Below are 19912 nucleotides of genomic sequence, written 5' to 3' on the forward strand. Positions count from 1 at the left end.
AATACGGGAGGACATCGGGTATGCTGAAAGATCAGGTTGTTTTTATCACAGGTGCGTCGAGCGGCATTGGTGCGCTCTGTGCGCAGTTGTTGATCGAAGAAGGAGCCATTCCGATTCTCGCTGCCCGCTCGAGGGACAAGCTAGAAGAGATAGGTGCCTCGCTGAAAGGGCAACATGAACTGCTTACGTTGGATGTCACAAATGACGAGCAGGTTCAGGCAGCCATTCATGCGATGTTGCAAAAGTACGGACGAATCGATATTCTGCTGAATAATGCAGGCTACGGCAAATTTGCAGCCATGACGGACATGTCCGTGCAAGAATTTGATGAGATGATGGACGTCAACTACATGGGTATTGTTCGCTGCACCAAGGCTGTGTTGCCTCAGATGTTGGAACGGGGCAGGGGACAAATCGTTAACGTGGCTTCCATGGCTGGCAAAATCGGAACTGCCAAATCCGCCTCATATACGGCGACCAAACATGCCGTCCTAGGTTTCAGCAATGCCCTGCGCCAGGAGCTGCGGAAGACCGGAGTCACGGTAACGACCATTAACCCCGGACCCATCGATACGCCGTTTTTTCATCGGGCGGATCCCTCCGGCAACTATGTGAATAATGTTCGCTGGATGATGCTGAAGCCGGAAGAAGTGGCGGGGCATATGATCCGAGCGATGAAGAAGCGCAAGGAAGAAGTGAATCTGCCCAAACTGGCTTCAGCTGGAGTGTGGCTGTATCAACTATTTCCACGTCTCGCTGACAGGTTGTCGCACGGGGTAATGAATCAGAAGTAAGTTGCAACCATGGGCATCATATACCGGATGAAAGAAAGGCTCCGCACAGGGGCTTTTCTTTTTTTTGCATGCGAAAAGACGTTTCCTGAATAAGATTTGGTCCACAGGCTTTTTTCGCATATAATGAAAGGTAATGTGATGACAGGCTTCGGTTTTATTAGTACAAGCAGGGCTAACATCGAAATGAATAAATTTAAAGGATGGACATACATGACGAATCAAACATTTGCTTCAATTGGCGTAGAACAGGATCTTGAGGCTGTACTCGCCAGACATGGCATTAACGAACCTTCACCAGTTCAGGCACAAACGATCCCGGTTATTTTGGAAGGCCGCGACGTGGTTTCGAAATCTCAGACGGGAACAGGCAAGACGCTTGCCTATCTGCTGCCACTGCTGCAATCGATCAAGAGTGATGTGAAAGGGACGCAGAAGCTCATCATAGCACCTACGCAAGAGCTAGCGATGCAAATTGTACGTGAAGCGCAGCGTTATGCGGAAGAACGTAAAATCGGCGTATTGGGTCTGATTGGTGGCGCAGCGGCTAAACGTCAGATTGAGAAGTTGCGTGAGCATCCGCAATTAGTTGTGGGTACACCGGGACGACTGAAAGAATTGATTACACTCAAAAAACTGAAAATGCATAACGTTTCCACCATTGTCATTGATGAAGCGGATCAGGTATTCCAGCTTGGCGGCGTAAGTGATGTGAACTTTGTACTCAAGAGCGCATTGCGGGACCGTCAGCTGATTTTCCTCTCAGCAACCATTGATGAGCATACGGCTGGACTCGCGAAGCGTGAGATGAAGGAGCCTGTGCAGATCGGGATTGAACCGGACCGCGCTACGGCTGCGGGCCTTGAGCATTTTTATTTTGTAGAAGAGAACCGCAACAAAATTGACATGCTGCGTCGTCTGGTTAGACAATATAACCCGGATCGGGCAATCGTATTTGTGAATGCAACCGAGGATATTGGTGAAGTGGAAGCGAAAATGAATCATCTGGGCTTGTCGGCTGCTGCACTGTACGGGGATGCTGACAAAGTGACCCGCAGCAACGTGTTGTCTGCCTTCCGTAATGGTAAACTTCAGTTGCTGATCGCCAGCGAAGTCGCTGCCAGAGGACTGGATATCGAAGGCTTGCCAATGGTTATTAACTATGACCCTGCCTTTGACTCGGAGCACTATGTTCACCGTGCAGGCCGTACAGGCCGGATGGGACGCTCGGGTATCGTTTTGTCCATTGTGGATGAAACACAGATCTTTATTATGCGTAAATTCGCACGCGAACTCGGTATTGAATTGCAAGAACGTGTACTCTTTGGCGGTAAAGTACTGGAGGCTGACCCGCGTCCGGACACGCGGCCTGAGGGACATTCGTTCTCCAGGAAACCAGGACAGTCCAGAGATCGCAAACCAGGTCAGGGCAATCGTAGTGGGGGAACCAGAGCTACAATCTCCAATTCGAGTCCAGCAGGTAGCAAACCAACTGGCAATACAGGCCGTACGGAGCGCGATCAGGATCGTAAAAACAAAGGAGCACCCAAATGGAGTAAAGGCAAAGAGCCGCGCTCCGAAGAATAATACCTGACGAAAGAGGTGCAGGGGTAGATGGATAACGTTCAACCACCCGTATTGCAAATCAACGGGCTAAGCGGGGGATACAGTGCCAAGCGGCCGGTCCTCCACGGCATCAATCTGGAAGTTGGACGCGGAGAGATGGTCGGACTGATCGGATTAAACGGTGCAGGCAAAAGTACCACGATGAAGCACATCTTAGGTTTGATGACCCCTCAGCAGGGGGAAGTGCGGGTTATGGGCAAGAAACGGGATGAAGATCCGCAGGTATACCAATCCGCCATGGCTTTTGTACCGGAATCTCCCGAGTTGTATGACGAGATGACGGTGATGGAGCATCTGGAGTTTACGGCAAGAGCGTATAATGTCTCGGAGGCTGATTTCAAACAACGGACGGAGAAATTGCTGGCATTGTTCCGCATGAATGAGAAAAGTACAAGTCTGTCGACGCACCTGTCCAAGGGGATGAGACAGAAGGTCATGATCATGTGTGCTTTTGTGGCCGGACCGCCACTATACATCATCGACGAGCCTTTTCTGGGGCTGGACCCATTGGGTATTCGCTCCTTGCTTGATTTTATGCTGGAGATGAAAGCTTCGGGGTCATCCATCCTGCTGAGTTCACATATTCTGTCCACGATTGAAAACTACTGTGACCGTTTTATCGTTCTGCACCGTGGGCAGGTTATTGCTCAAGGGACGCTGAATGAATTACGCTCCCAATTCGGGGAATCGGATGCCACGCTGGAGCACATGTTCTATTCCCTTGTACAAGGCAGGGATTAAGCATGGATCTGAAGCAGCTATGGAAGCAAAGACGCACAGGATTCTGGAACGGAATTCTTCCTTATCTGGGGTATGTGATCCAGAGCGGTGTAGCTATGGTCTTTTTATTTCTTGTCATTGCGTTCTCCGCCTGGTATACATCGTTTGTCCAGACCATTCCGACGGGATTTCCGATTCGCTGGATTACGTTGCTGCTCTTGGCACCACTAGTGCTGTTTAGCAGTTATCGTACATATCTGCATTCGGCAGACATCGTATTTTTACGGCCTCAGGAATATAGAATGCAGGAATATCTGAAGAACAGCTTCGCCCGGGGGATGATCTATAAAACACTGGGCATGCTGCTCGTATTTGTTACATTGTGGCCACTCTATGTTCGCGCGGATCAGGATGCAAGGCCGTTTGGCTGGTTTATCCTCGTTCTGCTTTTGTGGAAAGGGTTGTCCAGCTATGGAGCCTGGCAAGAATTGCGCATGGTGCAAATCAGTGCTGCTAGAGGGTATCGTTTGCTGCGTTGGGCGCTGGCCTTCTTGGCAATGGCTGCGTGGTTATGGCAACCTCCCCAGCGGAGCGTCTGGTTCCTGCTGCTAGTGGCGGTCGTGTATTTCGTTGCTCTGCGTATACCCCTGAAGCATCGGGTTGCATGGGAACGTCTCATTCAGGTGGAACAGGGTCAGGCTGGCCGAGTGATGAGGACACTGGGATGGTTTGTGGATGTGCCTTCATCCGGACAGAAAGTAAGTTCCCGCCGCTGGCTCAGCAAGTGGGGGAGTGGTCTGGCATGGAATGCAGGGAAAGCCTACCGTTATCTTATCACCAAAACGTTTATTCGAACTGAAGTGTTCTCTATTGTTGTACGCTTGATTGTGCTGGGTATGCTGCTGTCCTGGTGGACAGCAGGCAGCTATTTCGGTATTGGTGTATATCTGTTCTTCCTGCTGCTTATCGGTGTACAATTGGGCGCATTGCGGCGTAGTCATAGCGAATCCTTCTGGATCATGATCTATCCCATCTCGGGAGAGAGCCGTCGTTCGCAGGTGCTTGGATTTATCTCCAATCTGCATGCACTGGCTGCCTTGCTTATGTGGCTGCCGATGCTGGCTGCGGGATGGAGTGGAATAGGCATGACCGCAGCAGCACTGGTCCTTGGTGTGTTGGTCATCTACCTAATGCGGCGTTCTCAAGGCAACAAGTGGTTGAAGGAAGAAGAGGATGAGTAAACGGCTGGACGTTTGGTCAGCAAACACGTTGCTGGGTAAAGTTGTTCATTGAGTCTTTAGACGAGATCACAAAAAAAAGGGTAATCCGGGCTGTATCCCGGATTACCCTTTTTTGTGCTACATTCAGCTTACCTTGTTCCGACTCCTTGTGAGGACGTATGGACTAACAGAGGAACGATTTAGTGATAATGACGAGCAAGATAAACAGAACGAGAATGGCACCTGTATTTGTGAATCCTCCGTAACCGTAACCGTAACCGCCGCATCCATAACCGCCTCTTGTTTCTTCAACAACTCCAGACATGGTCATTCCCCTTTCAAGTCGTGTTAGGCACGCCCTTGCGTACATCGTATATTATGTGCCTTGGGGATAGGCTGATTGGGCCGTTGCCCGGTACAGCTCGAAAATCATTGTTTTGGGCATTTGCCTGGGCAAGACGGCAATACGTTTCAGGATAAAACACAAAACAAAACCCCCTCCGTATCCAGAGGCATTCATCAGGATACAAGAGGGGATTAATGTTTGTCGGCAGCGGACGCAAGTCCGCTCCTGACATATATATTTGGATAAGCATTGCTGCATATGAATTACGTTGTCTGTAGATCCAAAACTCCACGATAGATTGTATCGAACAGATCTTCCAGTCCGGATTCTTCTATACAGGAGAAGGCAATTCGCAGATCGGCCTCACCCAGGGCAATCGTGCCGACACCGTATTTCTGCAACAGATGGGTACGGAGTGCCTCAGCACCAACATCTTTGAGCTTCAGACACATGAAGTACCCGGAGTTGAACGGATAGTAGTCCCATACCTCTCCGTATTTGCCGCTATCGAGAATGGCTTTTACCTTATTGGCGCGGCCTTTCATGATTTCAAACTTCTCCTGTTTTTGAGCTTCGAACTCAGGTGCTTTGAGCGCATCCAGTACAAAAGTTTGAGATGGATGTGGACCGCTGGAAATGGTTGCCCGGATAATGCCGAGAGTTTTCTGTTCCAGCGCATGCAGGACTGCAGCATCTTCATGGGCATACGTGATGAAACCAACACGGAAGCCCCATACGAATTCTTCCTTTGTTGCTCCGTCTACTTTGACAGTCAATACCCGCGGGTGAAGATTCGCCAGTTTGCCAAACAGGGATTCGTGGATGGAATCTTCGAAGAACAGACCAAAGTAGGCATCGTCGGTCACGGCAACCACGTTCACCCCAGCTTCGGCTGCTTGACGAATCGTGTCTACGATCGCGTCCGCTTCTTGGGCCCCAGGCGTGTAGCCTGTCGGGTTATTCGGGAAGTTCAGCAGTACGATGGCTTTGCCTTTGTCTTTTTGCGCAAGCAATGCTTCGAGCAGGCCTGTACTGTTGAAGTTCAATTGATCATCAAACAAGGGATAATGAACCAACTGGCCATGACGTCGAATTCCGAAGGTCAGCTCGTAATTTTCCCAGTTTTTATCCGGATATATAACAGCGTCCCCTTCGTCGGCGAACAGGTCGGCTACGATACTCAGTCCATGGGTTAATGCATTGGTCACAATTGGGTTACCAAACGTTTTGCCTTCGAGCGAAGGAGTCTCCTTGAGCATCTTGTCTCTCCAGACGGTTCGCAGCTCAGGCTTCCCTGCAGGCGGCGCGTAAGGGTACAGATCCTTCGGTTGGTATGCGGACAGCTTATCCTGAATAACAGCTAGATGCATCGGCACACCGCCCTCCAGGGCGATACCAATCGTAGCATTATAGGTTTTGGCCAGACTTGCTGCTTCAGCAGACTGACTCAAGATACCTTCTTTTGGAAAATAGATTTCTTTGCCGAGCTGCGACAGCATCGAGTAGACGTGACTGCTGCCTGCCTGAATACTTTCGTTCAACTGTTCAGCCAGTGGATTCATTCTTTTCATCCTTCCAAGTCTTTGGGATTCAACTGCCTAACATTATAACACCTTGCCATCCCCCCGTCACGGAAATTACGCACAATGACAGTTATACCACTTCACCGCGTTGTTGCGAGATGTTATAAGTAAGGATCATGTCACCTTCCCCCATCGATTTATCGTTGGAAATGAAGGCTATTTCTGATGAAAAGGACAGTATTTCCGCATCATTTCGGCAGTTTCCGCATCTCGCCCTTCGTTACGCTGTTCCAGTTCGCCACTAATATGATCGAAGCGTTCGGTGGAGAGGTTTTGTCCAAATTTGAATTTGGCACTCATCCGTTCAGGAACAATACGGACGACAGCGACGGCTTTAAGCTGACCCTTGTACCGTGGATCGGCAGCATCAATGGGAGTATATCCGCCCTGCGGTTGAAGTTTCTCCATGAAACGTTGCAGCACCTTGCCTTTGATGTCCAGATCCTGTACAGGCTCTGCCTGACCGAATGCCATCACACTTTTGAAGAACGAGGTTGCAGGACAAGCCAATTCGGGATCGCTGAAGTAGGATGGAATCAGAGAGAACTCTTCTGCTACTGTAAAGCTGACGGAGGAGTCATGTTTGATCTGTTTCATCTTCTCTCCAGCCAGACTCCCATGGAAATAAAAGCAACCGTCCATATATACGAAGTTCAGCGGTGTTACCCGCGGCTGCCCTTCCGGACTAACCGTTCCCAGAAAGCCAAAGGAGCATTGGTCCAGAAAGGCTGTAATTTCCTGTTCTTCATCTACAGTAAATTCTTTTCTTCTCATCTAGTGTTCCCCCTTGATTGATATATGAATTAAATCGTTTGACCTTAGACATAACAATAAAACCTGCATTGACAACTAAAAAGATCCAATTTACATTCAATTTAATAGGCCAATTTGGAATTATATAATACACTAAATTCATGAATGCTGATGAAGCTGCAAGATCATGACCAATAGAGAAGAGGTGCAAGATGGAATTGTGGCTGCCCCTGAACTCATACGAGTTACAGCATCGATACAAATACGAAGCGTTGTACCATGCTCTGCGTGATGCGATTCATGCCGGGACGCTGGTTGGAGGCACAAGGCTGCCCTCTACCCGAGAGCTGGCGCGTCAATATGACATGTCGCGGGGCTCTGTTGCCCAGGTGTATGACATGCTGCTTGCCGATGGGTATGTGCAGGCATTTCGGGGAAAAGGGACATTTGTTACAGATACGTTAACGGAACAAGAACAGGCGGGACAGGAGGCGGTGATTCAACTTTCTCCATGGGGAGAACGGGTGAGCACGCTGAATACACAGATTCAAAGAGATACAAGATCTGTCATTGAGCGTGACTCATCCCTTATCAATTTCCATGTGCATCGCATGCCTGCCGCTCATTTCCCGCAAGCGGAATGGAAGAGCGCCCTGGCCGCTGTTCATCGGAGTGATCGGCGTGAACAAAGTGGTACAGCAGGTGATCCGGAACTGAGGGAGGCCATTGCTTCACATCTGAGGTGGACACGCGGCATCCAGGCGGATGCTTCACAGATCGTATTGTTCAGTGGCTCCATGCAAGGGATTACCTTGCTGGCTCAATTGCTTGTCGCGGAAGGGGCTGCAGTGGTGTTGGAAAATCCAGGATATCAGGGCATTGCACAAGCGGTGAAATCCTGTGGTGGAGAGATTATTCCAGCTAAAATTGATGCAAGAGGCATTATTCCGCAACCATGGGAAGCACAGACGTTATTTGTAACACCAACCCGGCAATTTCCAACAGGAGCGGTCCTTGGGCTGGACAGACGCAGAGCCATACTTGCATGGGCCTCGGAGCGTAATGCTGTCATTATTGAAGATGATTATGACAGTGAGTTTCGGTGGGGTGGCAGGCCGATCGAACCGCTCAAAGTGCTTGATCGTGAACAACGGGTAATCTATGTTGGATCATTCTCACAAACGATGATTTCGTCCTTCCGGCTTGGATATGCGGTTCTACCACCAAGTCTGGTGAAGCCGCTGCTTGCTGCAAAAACGCTGTATGAACCGGTGCCCTCTGCAATTCTGGAGCAGCGTGCACTTGCAAAATTTATGACCAGAGGCGGATATTTACGCCATTTAAGACGATTGACCCGGCTTTATGGAGAGCGGCATGCGTTTTTTGTCAGCGAGATGGAGCGAGAATTACCCGAACCCTTCATTATGCAGCCGGGAGATGCAGGTTTGCATATTTATGCCACGTGGAAGGGAGATAGCGCCAGCTATCAGCGGTTCAAGATGCTGGCTCGGGATGAACGGGTAGTATTCCGTGATGCGGTGCGATATCAGCTGACACCGGGTCACCCGGCTGTCTGTTTTGGCTTCGCACATCTGGAGAAAGAAGAGATTCAAGAGGGAATCCGGAGAATGCGGCTAGCTTGGGAGAAGTGCACATTTTCGTTTCAGTGAATTCCGCTGTATAATGGGATAAGACCTTTCGCTTCGCTAGAAGTAGAAAATATATAAAGTAGTATGTTGCATAAAGCCAAAGGGCGCTTTTCAATCAGCAAAAGTATGGATCAGAATGCTTCTTTCTGTCCATATTTTGTACCCGGAAGCGGTCTGAATCGGATGATGCAATATACGGATAGATTAACTTTCAAGGGGGAGTGGCGACATGCTGCAGGCATCGCCGTCATCTTTTGTTATTTTGCCCGCTGTCGCCAAAATTGTCTGCGAACCGGGATGGAAGTGGCAGAAGCGGGAAAAACCGATGCAAAACTATGACCTATTTTATGTATGGAGCGGTGAGGGTACCGTTGTGCTGAACGACCAGCCGTATGAAGTTGGCAAAGGCAGCTGTTTCCTGTTCCGGCCAGGAGACCATACAAGTGCAACACATAACAGGCAGAAGCCGCTGGTACTGACATATATTCATTTTGATGTAGATGTACCTGTTCTCGATGTGCCCCAGTCATATCGGGAGGTGCAGGAAACGGTAGAATTTGAACATTTGCTGGCGCGGTATGTAAGACTGTTCCTATCTGATGTATATGGAAGAAGCGAGGAAAGTCGGTTGATTCTGAAGCAGTTGATGATTCATTTGCTGCGTGCAGATACTGAAGCACCTGTGGAGAAAAAGGTGAGCAACCAGTTGTCCGATGTCATCCAGGAAGTTGCGAACTATGTACGCCAGCATCCAGGGATAACACATCGGGTGGAAGACCTCGCTGCAAGGGCTGGACTATCGCCCCGATACTTCTCCATCAAGTTCAAGGAATTGATAGGTTCGTCCGTGCAATCCTATATTATCCGCATGCGTATCGAGCGTGCCGAACATCTGCTGGTGCATACTGGCATGAACGTAACCGAAGTGGCGGATGCCCTCGGGTATCGGGATATCTTTTTCTTCAGTCGTCAGTTCAAGCAGTACACCGGCAAAAGTCCATCCGAAATTCGGTAGGACCCCTGCTGCCGGGTAAATAGCACAACGTTTCAATCCGGGAACGCAGGGGTAAGTATGTAGCATTCCAGATGATCGAAAGGGGGAACTTGTGATGAACGGGAAACGTCGGGTCCGCAACCGGGGCTGCTCTACAAAGGGATTTAATCTTTTCCGGAACCGCCTGCGTCGCTTCAAACCGGCGGAGGCGTTGCAGCAGGACGTATGGTTTTGAGAAATGGTCATACAACCAATAGGACGGAGCTTAGCTTCGTATTGCACGTATACATGAATTGTAAAATGGCTTGATCTTGACTCTTATAGTATAAGCGGATCATCGCTTGGCAAAGGTACTCATAGCCTGAACACTCTTTCCTAAGAAGGTGTTGAGGCTGAGAGTACCTTTTTACATGGACAGAAGTACCCCAATAACGTTCCCATATACTTGGAAATTAAAAAAGATGACTCCTGTTATTCAGGAATCATCTACCCGGTTGACGTATTTCTTCTTTTGTTGTTTCTCCAGACCGTCACTTTGTTCCGTTTAACGGTTTTAACCGCCCGAGCAGTTCGCCCATTTTGACGAAGTCCCCTGGCTGCAAGTCTGGTTTCGGTTCAAATGTGCCGCTCTGCGTTAACAGTACGACAGTAGAGCCGAATTCGAAATAAGCCAAATCATCGCCCTGTGCCCAGGAACTTGAGTCTGGGTTGGCATACTGTATGCTGCTCACATTCATTGCGCCTACCTTCACGACAGCGACTTCTCCAAAATCATGACCAATATACGTAATGAGCCGTTCGTTTCGACTCAGTACCGATCTCATATGAGTCAGCCCAAAATCATTTACGGGATATACCTTGCCCTTGATATGCTCGCTCTCAATTCTGCGACCGCTGACAGGTGCATGAATACGGTGATAGTCGCGAGGGCTAAGATACAGAACGAAGGCATAGCCGTGCTTATACTTCTCCAGATGTGGTGAGTGGTTTAACAATTCAGCAAGTGTATAATTTTGTCCCTTAACATTCAGGAGCGTTCCAGCAGATACCGGACCGGATGCCGTGATTTTGGCATCTACCGGACTGATCAGTGCATGTTCTGAAAGTTCAAACGGGCGCATGCCCGGTTTTAATTTACGGGTAAAGAAATCATTCAATGAACGATATTCCTTCCAGTCTTTCTCAGCTTCCTGAACAGGGATGTTGTAGGTCCGGACAAAATAAGGGATAAATGCCTTGCTTCCCCGGCTCTTGGAGAAGGCTCCCACGGTCCGGGAGATCCATTTGCGAGAAGAAAGCTCGGTCATTAACCGCAACAGCGTTTTTGCCATGAATATCCCCCTTAGGGTTAGTGCGAACTTCAAGGCCGGCAGGACCGACCGTTCTGCATAATATTGACACAGAATGCTCGCGAAATCAATACGGGCCCCGATGGTAAGTCTGCGGTTGTCGCGGTATGAGCGAATTCTGCTCCAGCAGCAGCCGTCCGTAAGCCATGGGTCGCTGGTAGCTGACTTTCCAATGTTCGTTCATTCCAGCCTTGCGAAATCCGTAGCGCTGATCCCTTCCGTTGCATTCGATAAAATAAATTTCCCCGTTCCCGGTTATCCCCAGATCAAGACCAAGGTCCGCAAGATGTGGCAGGCTTGAAGCCAGCGTTTGTGCGATCTTGAGTGCGACAGATCTGATTCTGGTAGCCAGTTCAAGTAAATGAATGTCAGATTCCACCGTACCAAGTGCTTCAGCCAGCGTCATGACTTTGCCACCCTGGGCAATATTGGTGACAAAGGTATGTGCGGGCGCAGCCTTGGCGAACATACCCGTGACCCCCCACAAACCGTCCCTTCCACGCTGCACCGACACCCGCAGATCGACCGGCCTTCCCTCATAACGTACCAGTGGAATGCGTTCTTCAATGAGATAGGCATGCCGGAAAATACGTCGCAGGGTGGCGGAAGGCAGTTGTCCTTTGGTGAGTCGAAAAGTAGCCCATCCTCTACGGGAAGCTCTCGTCTCACAGGTCAGCTTCCATTGGCCGTCCCTCTTAAATATCCGCATAATACCATGTCCGATACTTCCACTGCACGGTTTAATAATCAAGTCATCATAATGTTCCATCATGTATACCAAGTCTTCTGGAGTGGCTTTGACCGCATGGGGGAGATACTGCCTCAAACTGAAGTCCTGATGAAGCATCTCATGAATATGGTCCTTACGATATCGATTGCGTACATTATATACCTGTATACCCTGCAAAAGAAGTTTGGTCACCTTGTGCTGTTCCGTCCGGCGAAGCTGGAGAGCCCGGTTATGAATGACGGAAGGCAGTGGCATTTTTTGCCGAACGTATATGCCCTCTTTTTTAATATAAGCAATACAGGCCTTCGTGTCCGAATCTATATCTTCCAGTCGCAAAAAACAAGGGGTTAATCCATAACTGGCTGCAGCCTGTTCGTAATTCGCGAGTGATTCCTGACCGGTCCTTCCGGCCGGTATCCCCCGGTACATGCGTGAATCGAACATAATGCCGATCGTTTCTTGTAGCATGACCGTTCCTCCTTCAATGTTATCGCGACCAAGGATCGTCCATTCATGGAATGCCGGTCTGTCACCGCATGATTGGACATCACGATAACTCAGACCGGAATCATGATGCATCGATATGCACCGACAATTTCTCGTACCAGCTCTTTGGCATCATATGGATCTATGCAAAATGCTTATATCATATCGTATGACATTTCCGAGACAGAGGCGTGGACAGCCGCCTTACATCTCCGGACGTGTACAGCCTATTTCACCCTTACGGTTCGTCAATGCACATGTTGTACCTTGTACATCCAAGTGCTGTAGTTCAGCAAAAGTCAGGAATTGCAGTGGCAGATGCCCAGATCGGAGCATATGATGCCGGAGACGAACGTCAGAGGAAGGAGCTAGCTGCATGAGTAAAAAAGGCAATAAGAAGGTTCCTACGCCGAAGCTGCGGCATGTGAGTCCCAAATATAAGGAACTGGATCTGACCGATCGACGGTCAGACACAATGAACTCAGGTTTCACTTCGAATCGGGAAGAACGCTTGAATGCAAATAAACGGGATTCGAGGGCCGTTCAGGCATCAGAAGAATTCTTATTCGAATCAACGGAGCTGCCGGCTTCAACAAATGAGCTGGAAGACCTGGTGATCGTAGCCAAAACCGTCAAGTCGGAACCCGTAGAGCCTGATAGCAAGAAAGATGAGACGCAAGATAGCCCGGAGAAGCAGATTCAGGTCAGCAGCGTGGTTCCGCTTGTTCTGGAAGAAGAGCAGGACATCAACAAGCCGGAAACAGCAGCTCAGGATCGGCTGAAGATCCTGAATCAGAATCAGATGCCGGGTCATACCGGGCACTTTATCTACACGGATGACTTAAGTGAATTTGCTGTTACGGAGAGCAAATTGGCTCCTTTCTCTGTGGATGCCTCCAAGCTGAAACCGGATGCGGTCGGCAGTGAAGCATTGCAGGATTATGCGGTGACCAGCATTCACATTGCAGACGGGGCTATTGTTTCAGCGAAACTTGCGGAAGCCTCTGTATCCGAGGAGCATCTGATTGACGGCTCCGTGTCCGGTCAAAAAATACGAAATGCTTCAATTGCCGGTGAGAAAATCAGAGATGGAAGCATCACTTCGCAAAAGCTTGGCAACCAGGTCATCGATTCAGCCAAAATTGCCGACGGTTCCATCGGCACAAGACATCTCAGCCGCATGCTGGTTACGGAGGAATTAATCAAGAATCATGCCGTAACCGGAGACAAGATCGCGATTAGCGGTGTGGACACAAGGCATCTCACGGGAGGAGCTGTGCATACCTCCAAACTGGCTGATGATGCGGTGACTACATCCAAAATCCGCGAAGGTGCTGTCACAGGCAGCAAAATCGAAGAACAGTCCATTGAGTCTCGCCATATTCAGGCGGGTGCTGTTAAACAGACACATCTGGCAGAAGGGGCTGTTGGTCGTTCGCAACTATCTGTTGGCAGTATTGGAAGTGACCAGATTGAGGATGGTTCCATACAAACAAGACATTTAGCTGAGGGTTCGCTAAGCGGAAGACATCTGCTGGACGGTTCAATCGGTTCAAGCCAGATTCGTGCTTATGCAGTTGGCAAGGAGCATATTGGCAGTGGAGAAGTGGGCAGTGAGCATTTGACTGACGGTGCCGTAACCAGCAGCAAACTGGCCGACCAGTCTGTTGGCACAGCAAAATTGCTGGAACAGTCGATTACGGCCTCCAAAATTTCTGATCAGAGCGTCATTTCTTCCAAAATTGCGGATGAAGCTGTACAGGGGAAACATCTTGCTAAAGGCTCCATTCGTGCGGAGCACATTGCGAATCGTGGAATCACGCCGGTACATGTGGACAATTCCGCCATTCACTCCATTCACATTGCAAGTGGAAGCATCGAGGCAACTCATCTGTCTGCCGGAAGTGTATCCGGAGACGCTCTTGCAGATGGGGTTGTGACTGAGCGGCACCTGGCTGAGTCAGCTGTGGGGACGTATGAATTGCAGGATGCTGCAGTGACAGACGACAAGCTCGCAGAGGGAAGTGTAACAGCAGAAAAACTTGGAACGGCTTCAGTTAGCAGCAGAGCGCTTGCCCCGGGGAGTGTCGTATCCTCGCATCTGGCGAACGGGGGAGTTACAGGAACACATCTGGCTCCAGGCAGCGTGGGTTCCGAGGCACTAAGACCTTATGCCGTGAAATCGGAGCACTTGACAGAACATGCTGTAGGTATACCTCATCTTCAGCCGGGCAGTGTTGAAACGGACGCTATTGCACGGGCAGCTGTGACAACAGACAAATTGGCTCCTGGCAGTGTGACTTCAGCCCAGCTGGCTGGCGGTTCCATTTTCCCGCCTCATCTCACAGATCATGCGATTACCTCCCCCAAGCTCTCACCAGAGAGTGTGGCCACGGATAAACTGGCGGATTCTGCTGTCACGTCAGCTAAGCTGGCAGACGGCAGTGTGACTTCTTCCAAGATTATGTCAGAAAGCATCAACGCCAAACATATTCCAGCAGGAACCATTCGTGGTTATCACCTGAAGCAGCATGCCGTTTCACTGGAACATTTGTCGGAGGAAGTACGTTCACCGGAATTATTCGCGGATGGGAGTATAACGGGCAACAAACTGCGGCATGGGTCTGTAACTGTAGACCATCTGACAGCAGAATCGGTATCCGGGACAGTATTACAACAGGAGGCTGTAGGTAGTGAGCACTTAAAGCCATCTGTTGTACAATCAGTCCATCTGGCTGAAGGAAGCATCAAGTCTGAACATCTGGGAGCTCATGTGGTGAACACACAGCATCTGAAGGCAGACAGCATTCGTGAGGAGCATATTGCTGAACAGGTGGTCACATCCCATCACTTGGCACCTGGATCTGTCGAAACAGACCATTTGGCACCTTTATCCATTACAGCGGCTCATCTTCAGCCAGGGTTGATCAGTGGTTTGCATCTCCAGGCAGAGTCGACAAGTGCAGTTCATTTGCAGCAAGGAGCTGTACATTCCCGTCATATTCAAGATGGTGAGATTCTTCCCCATCATATCCATGAACGCAGCATCGGAACGTCTCATCTGGAAGAAGAAGCGGTAAGTACAATTATATTACAGGATGAATCTGTAACCCGCTCCAAACTGGCGAGTGGGAGTGTTGATGGCAGCAAATTAGCAGCCGGGGCAGTAACGTCTACCCACATTGCAGACGAAAGTGTGCAAACCCGTCATATTCAAGAGGGAGCAATCTGTGCAGATCATATTCAAGAGCGCAGCATAGGCACAGTCCATTTGGAAGAGGAGTCAGTCAGTACAATCCATTTGCAAAATGGATCGGTTACGAGTGCAAAACTGGCGGACGGCAGTATAAACGGCAGCAAGTTACTCGAAGGTACGATATCCGGGATTCATATCGCATCGGAAAGTGTGCAATCCGGGCATATTCAGGCAGAGGCCATTCATGCTGGGCATATTCAGGAGCGCAGCATAGGTACATTCCATCTGGAAGAGGAAGCAGTAAGTGCAGTTCATTTGCAAAATGGGTCTGTAACAAGTGCCAAGCTGGCTGATGGCAGCATAAACGGCAGCAAATTGCTGGAAGGTGCGGTATCAGGGATTCATATCGCATCGGAAAGTGTGCAATCCGGGCATATCCAGGAAGGAGCGATCCTGGCTGGCCATATTCAGGAGCACAGTATTGGTACGTTTCATCTGGTAGAGGACGCAATTAGTACGATTCATCTGCAAAATGGGTCTGTAACGAGTACCAAACTGGCCGATGGCAGCGTGAGCGGCAGCAAATTGCTTGAAGCGGCTGTATCGGATATTCACATTGCAGACGAAAGTGTGCAATCCCGTCATATTCAGGAGGGAGCAATCTTTGCAGATCATATTCAAGAGCGCAGCATAGGCACAGTCCATTTGGAAGAGGAGTCGGTAAGTGCAATCCATTTGCAAAATGGATCGGTTACGAGTGCCAAACTGGCGGACGGCAGTATAAACGGCAGCAAGTTACTCGAAGGCACGGTATCGGGGATTCATATCGCATCGGAAAGTGTGCAATCCGGGCATATTCAGGCAGAGGCCATTCATGCTGGGCATATTCAGGAGCGCAGCATAGGTACATCCCATCTTGAAGAGGAAGCAGTAAGTGCAGTTCATCTGCAAAATGGGTCCGTAACGAGTGCCAAACTGGCTGATGGCAGCATAAACAGCAACAAATTGCTAGAAGATGCGGTATCGGGGATTCATATCGCATCGGAAAGTGTGCAGTCCCGCCATATCCAGGAAGGAGCGATCCTTGCTGACCATATTCAGGAGCACAGCATAGGCACGTCCCATCTGGAAGAGGAAGCAATATGTGCGGTTCATCTGCAAAATGAGTCCGTAACGAGTGCCAAACTGGCCGATGGCAGTGTGAGCGGCAGCAAATTGCTAGAAGATGCGGTGTCGGAGGTCCATATTGCCAATGGAAGTGTGCAGTCCCGTCATATCCAAGAGAGAGCGATTCATGCCGACCATATACAAGAACGCAGCATTGGGATCTCCCACCTCAAAGCGGAATCGGTAAGTGCGATTCACCTGCACAATGGTTCCATAACAAGTGCCAAACTGGCTGACGGCAGTGTAAACGGCAGCAAGCTGCTTGAGGGTGCGGTTTCGGCTGTCCACTTGGCAGACAAAAGTGTGCAATCTCGGCATATTCAGGATGGAACGATCCTTGCTGATCATATTCAAGAACGCAGTATTCGCACAACCCATCTGGAAGAGGAAGTAATTAGCGGGGTCCATCTGCAAAATGGGTCCGTAACGAGTGCTAAATTGGCCGACGGCAGCGTTAACGGCAGCAAATTGGCCGACGGTGTGGTAACATCCGCGCATCTTGCTGACCGCGCCATTGATGGCAGCAAACTGAGTGAACAAAGTATTACATCCAATCACTTGAATGCGGGAATAGTAGGTCCGGCGCATTTGAGCGAAGAGATATGGAATGCAATTCGCCAGTTCAGTGGAGAAACGCTGGAGCAGCTGGCAGCGATCAAAAGACAAGAGGCATCGCTTTTGGCAGAGAGCGAGGCAGTACAGCCATCACAGCAGGCAATGGTCGAGGCACTGCCGGGTGCCGATCTGGAAGAAACACAAATTCACCAGACATCGAATCAGCAGTTGGGGGAACAACAAGAGCTGGCATCCCAGACGGACCAGCTAGAAGAATCATTGGCAGCTGCTTCATTGACGACAGAAGAGACCGTTCAGGCTCAGCAACCACAGCTTGGACTGTCACAGGAGATCGGTGGAACGACGGAGTTAATGTTGAGTGAACAATCGATTACGCAGGAACATCTGTGTGATGATGCAGTGGGCAGTAGTCAGCTGCAACCCGGGTCGGTTCAGCCCAAACATCTGGCATTCCAGCCTGTGCGCAGTGTGAGTCGTCAGCCTGTTGTACAGCAGTTCGGCATGGAGGCATTTGTACTGCCAGAGAATGAAGCGTGTGTGGAAGTGACTGTAGCCTTTGAGGAGTCATTTATATCGGAGCATTATGTGATTGTAGCCATGTGTAATGATCGGGGATTTCAGGTGTCACTTCTCTCCCAGAGTGAAGACGAAGCGGTACTGGAAGTGTCACGCGTAACAGGATGCACACACACGTACGGATTATTGTCATGGATTGCCGCAGGGCCTTCCAAATAATTCATACGAAATCGTATGTACTGTAAATAGATGATCATTTTGAATAAATCCCCAGAGCGTCTTCCATTCAGCAAGATATAAAAATCGAATTATGCAAAGCTGAATAAAAGCGGTTCCCGGATATGTCCGGGACACCGCTTTTATTCATGAATAAGCTCGATCCGTTCGGACGGTGAGGGGGTGCCTGGACGATTTAATATGAGTGCAAAAACATGCCGTAATTATTTTTACAGTCCTACAGCTTGATAAGCCTTGGTGATTGCAGTAGCTTCAGCGGAAGTCGCACCGTACAGGTCTTTAGCCGCTTGGATGGTAGCTGTTTTTGCCGCAGCAAATTTGGATGTTGGTGTCAGATAATTCACCAGTGTGCTGTAGAAAATTTTAATGGCTTTGTCGCGTCCGATTCCCGTTACAGTCACACCATTATGTGTGCCGCCTTGTGCTGCAAGATAGTAGGCCTTGTTGATGATACCGCTGTTGGTATGAACACCGCCGTTGTCAGATGATCCGGTATAACGGTCACTGTATTTATCTGGTTGTCCATACAAGGTTGGGTTGGACAAGGAACGCAGGGCATCTCCTGGAATGTTAGGTGTGTAAACATCATCACCAAGCAACCAGTTTTTGCTTTGGATGGTGTTGCCGAAGATATCCGCGAAGGCCTCGTTTAATGCACCGGGTTCATTGCGATACTCCAGATTGGCTGTGTACTCAATGACACCATGAGTCAATTCGTGGCCCACCACATCCAGATCGCCGGACAGGGAGCGGAAAGTCGTTCCATCACCGTCACCAAATACGATCTGTACACCGTTCCAGAAAGCGTTGTTATAGTTGGAGCCGTAATGCACCGTGGATTTGATTAACAATCCGTTGCCGTCCAGACCATTGCGGTTGAATTTGTTTTTGTAGAAATCATACGTGGCAGCAGCATGGGCGTGGGCATCTACACCGGCGCGATCAGTCCATACGTTATCAGAATCGGTCAGGAGCGTGCCTGGAATGAAGGAGCCATTGTTTGCAGTATAGGTTTGAATTCCGTTGCCGCGAGTGGTGTCTTTCAGTTGGTAGGTACTGCCGGATTGAGTGGTTGTAAGGGTCTTTGTATCCCCGAGTACACCTGTACCTGAACCTGTGGCAAAGTTGATGAGGTCATACTGGGATACGATGCTTCCGTCAACGGCATTCACGAAATATTTGGTACGCAATGGGGCAGGTTCAAGCACGTTGACTTCCGTAATATACACGAGGTAAGTTTGGCCGTCCTCTTCATTGTAGTAAATGTTCAATTCAGCATCAGCTGTTTTCTGGGGCTCGCCAAGCTCTCCAATGCGGGAAGTGGCTTCTTCCGATGCAATCTGGATTGCATCTTCTGCACTAATTTCAGCTACGCCGTCATTGGGGACGGACTGTTCTTCAACCGGTGGAAGATCACCAAGTGCGGATGAAACCTGACCTGTTTTGTCCAAATGAATGGTTTGTTCAGCACCATAGACCGGAATCCCCTTAATATACTGTTTCAGGCGGAAGTGTCTTACACCAGAAGTGTCCGTCGTTCGTTTAATAATTTTGAGCTGGGATGTCACATCAGAATTCAGGAACTGTTCCTGTTGTCCGAGGAAATTAAAGATGGTTTCATCCGATCCGCTGGTCAACGGGATCCCTTCCTCCGAGGCATAAGGGGCCTGCAATGGAATGGATTGATCAGACAATGGAGCTGCAGCAGCAGAAGATACGGAAGCGAGCAAAAGAGCTCCCCCAAGAATTGTTGGCATAACTTTGGCAAATTTCATAGTAAACTCTCCCATTCTCAATATAATTTTTGGTGGAAACACGGAATTATGCCAATCTCGGTTGGAGTTCCGTCTGCAACTTGGGCAGCGCGGAGCGCGGGGCTGAACCTGAAGCGTGGAATATGACAAGAAACGATATGGAACAAAGTCGGCAGAGCCTATGTCCATGGGTTGGACCGTAAAAGGAATACCGTTTAC

The 19912-nt window shown here is 49.5% G+C and carries 14 protein-coding genes; 8 read left to right on the top strand and 6 right to left on the bottom strand.

Features of this window, described 5'->3' with window-relative positions:
- Positions 1 to 20: 20 nt before the first annotated feature.
- From PPA03S_RS15060 to PPA03S_RS15075, 4 genes are all read left to right on the top strand, one after another.
- On the top strand, positions 21 to 794 hold the full coding sequence (locus tag PPA03S_RS15060) for an SDR family NAD(P)-dependent oxidoreductase (RefSeq protein ID WP_062324125.1): 774 nt from the start codon (positions 21 to 23) through the stop codon (positions 792 to 794).
- A 210-nt stretch (positions 795 to 1004) separates the two neighbouring features.
- Positions 1005 to 2378 carry a DEAD/DEAH box helicase gene (locus PPA03S_RS15065; protein WP_062324126.1) on the top strand — a complete coding sequence of 458 codons (1374 nt, stop codon included), beginning with the start codon at positions 1005 to 1007 and terminating at the stop codon, positions 2376 to 2378.
- Between the two features lie 27 nt (positions 2379 to 2405).
- The gene (locus tag PPA03S_RS15070; protein WP_062324127.1) at positions 2406 to 3158 is read left to right on the top strand and encodes an ABC transporter ATP-binding protein; all 753 of its coding nucleotides are present in this window, start codon (positions 2406 to 2408) and stop codon (positions 3156 to 3158) included.
- A 2-nt stretch (positions 3159 to 3160) separates the two neighbouring features.
- Positions 3161 to 4378 (top strand): ABC transporter permease, encoded by a 1218-nt coding sequence (locus PPA03S_RS15075; RefSeq protein ID WP_062324128.1) that lies wholly within the window; start codon positions 3161 to 3163, stop codon positions 4376 to 4378.
- Positions 4379 to 4541: 163 nt separating this feature from the next.
- Here PPA03S_RS15075 and PPA03S_RS33360 read toward each other — a convergent pair whose 3' ends face one another.
- The 3 genes from PPA03S_RS33360 to PPA03S_RS15085 all read right to left on the bottom strand — a co-directional run bounded on the left by PPA03S_RS33360 (position 4542) and on the right by PPA03S_RS15085 (position 7060).
- Positions 4542 to 4682 carry a hypothetical protein gene (locus PPA03S_RS33360; RefSeq protein ID WP_167666044.1) on the bottom strand — a complete coding sequence of 47 codons (141 nt, stop codon included), beginning with the start codon at positions 4680 to 4682 and terminating at the stop codon, positions 4542 to 4544.
- 284 nt (positions 4683 to 4966) lie between these two features.
- Complete coding sequence (locus PPA03S_RS15080) at positions 4967 to 6265, bottom strand: aminotransferase class I/II-fold pyridoxal phosphate-dependent enzyme (RefSeq protein ID WP_062324129.1); 1299 nt, start codon at positions 6263 to 6265, stop codon at positions 4967 to 4969.
- Between the two features lie 177 nt (positions 6266 to 6442).
- A complete protein-coding gene (locus tag PPA03S_RS15085) occupies positions 6443 to 7060 on the bottom strand; it encodes a pyridoxamine 5'-phosphate oxidase family protein (protein ID WP_062324130.1) in 618 nt (205 codons plus the stop codon).
- Positions 7061 to 7251: 191 nt separating this feature from the next.
- Here PPA03S_RS15085 and pdxR point away from each other — a divergent pair, with 191 nt between their 5' ends.
- Together pdxR and PPA03S_RS15095 are read left to right on the top strand one after the other, a co-directional pair.
- On the top strand, positions 7252 to 8709 hold the full coding sequence (gene pdxR / locus PPA03S_RS15090; RefSeq protein WP_062324131.1) for a MocR-like pyridoxine biosynthesis transcription factor PdxR: 1458 nt from the start codon (positions 7252 to 7254) through the stop codon (positions 8707 to 8709).
- Positions 8710 to 8917: 208 nt separating this feature from the next.
- Positions 8918 to 9703 carry a helix-turn-helix domain-containing protein gene (locus PPA03S_RS15095; RefSeq protein WP_062324132.1) on the top strand — a complete coding sequence of 262 codons (786 nt, stop codon included), beginning with the start codon at positions 8918 to 8920 and terminating at the stop codon, positions 9701 to 9703.
- A gap of 509 nt (positions 9704 to 10212) precedes the next feature.
- Here the strand turns inward: PPA03S_RS15095 and asd are convergent.
- Positions 10213 to 11013, bottom strand: coding sequence for an archaetidylserine decarboxylase (gene asd, locus PPA03S_RS15100; RefSeq protein ID WP_062324133.1), 801 nt, complete (start codon positions 11011 to 11013; stop codon positions 10213 to 10215).
- A gap of 85 nt (positions 11014 to 11098) precedes the next feature.
- Positions 11099 to 12229: a YheC/YheD family endospore coat-associated protein gene (locus PPA03S_RS15105; RefSeq protein ID WP_062324134.1), complete on the bottom strand. Its 1131-nt coding sequence runs from the start codon at positions 12227 to 12229 to the stop codon at positions 11099 to 11101.
- A 209-nt stretch (positions 12230 to 12438) separates the two neighbouring features.
- Here PPA03S_RS15105 and PPA03S_RS33685 point away from each other — a divergent pair, with 209 nt between their 5' ends.
- On the top strand, positions 12439 to 12627 hold the full coding sequence (locus PPA03S_RS33685) for a hypothetical protein (RefSeq protein ID WP_157284173.1): 189 nt from the start codon (positions 12439 to 12441) through the stop codon (positions 12625 to 12627).
- Positions 12624 to 17921, top strand: coding sequence for a WIAG-tail domain (locus PPA03S_RS15110; RefSeq protein WP_062324135.1), 5298 nt, complete (start codon positions 12624 to 12626; stop codon positions 17919 to 17921). The genes PPA03S_RS33685 and PPA03S_RS15110 overlap by 4 nt, the downstream gene beginning before the upstream one ends.
- Positions 17922 to 18148: 227 nt before the next feature.
- Here PPA03S_RS15110 and PPA03S_RS15115 read toward each other — a convergent pair whose 3' ends face one another.
- A complete protein-coding gene (locus PPA03S_RS15115) occupies positions 18149 to 19714 on the bottom strand; it encodes a M4 family metallopeptidase (RefSeq protein WP_062324136.1) in 1566 nt (521 codons plus the stop codon).
- Positions 19715 to 19912 lie beyond the last annotated feature (198 nt).

Origin of the sequence: Paenibacillus pabuli NBRC 13638 (assembly GCF_001514495.1) — a bacterium.
Taxonomy (GTDB): Bacteria; Bacillota; Bacilli; order Paenibacillales; family Paenibacillaceae; genus Paenibacillus; species Paenibacillus pabuli.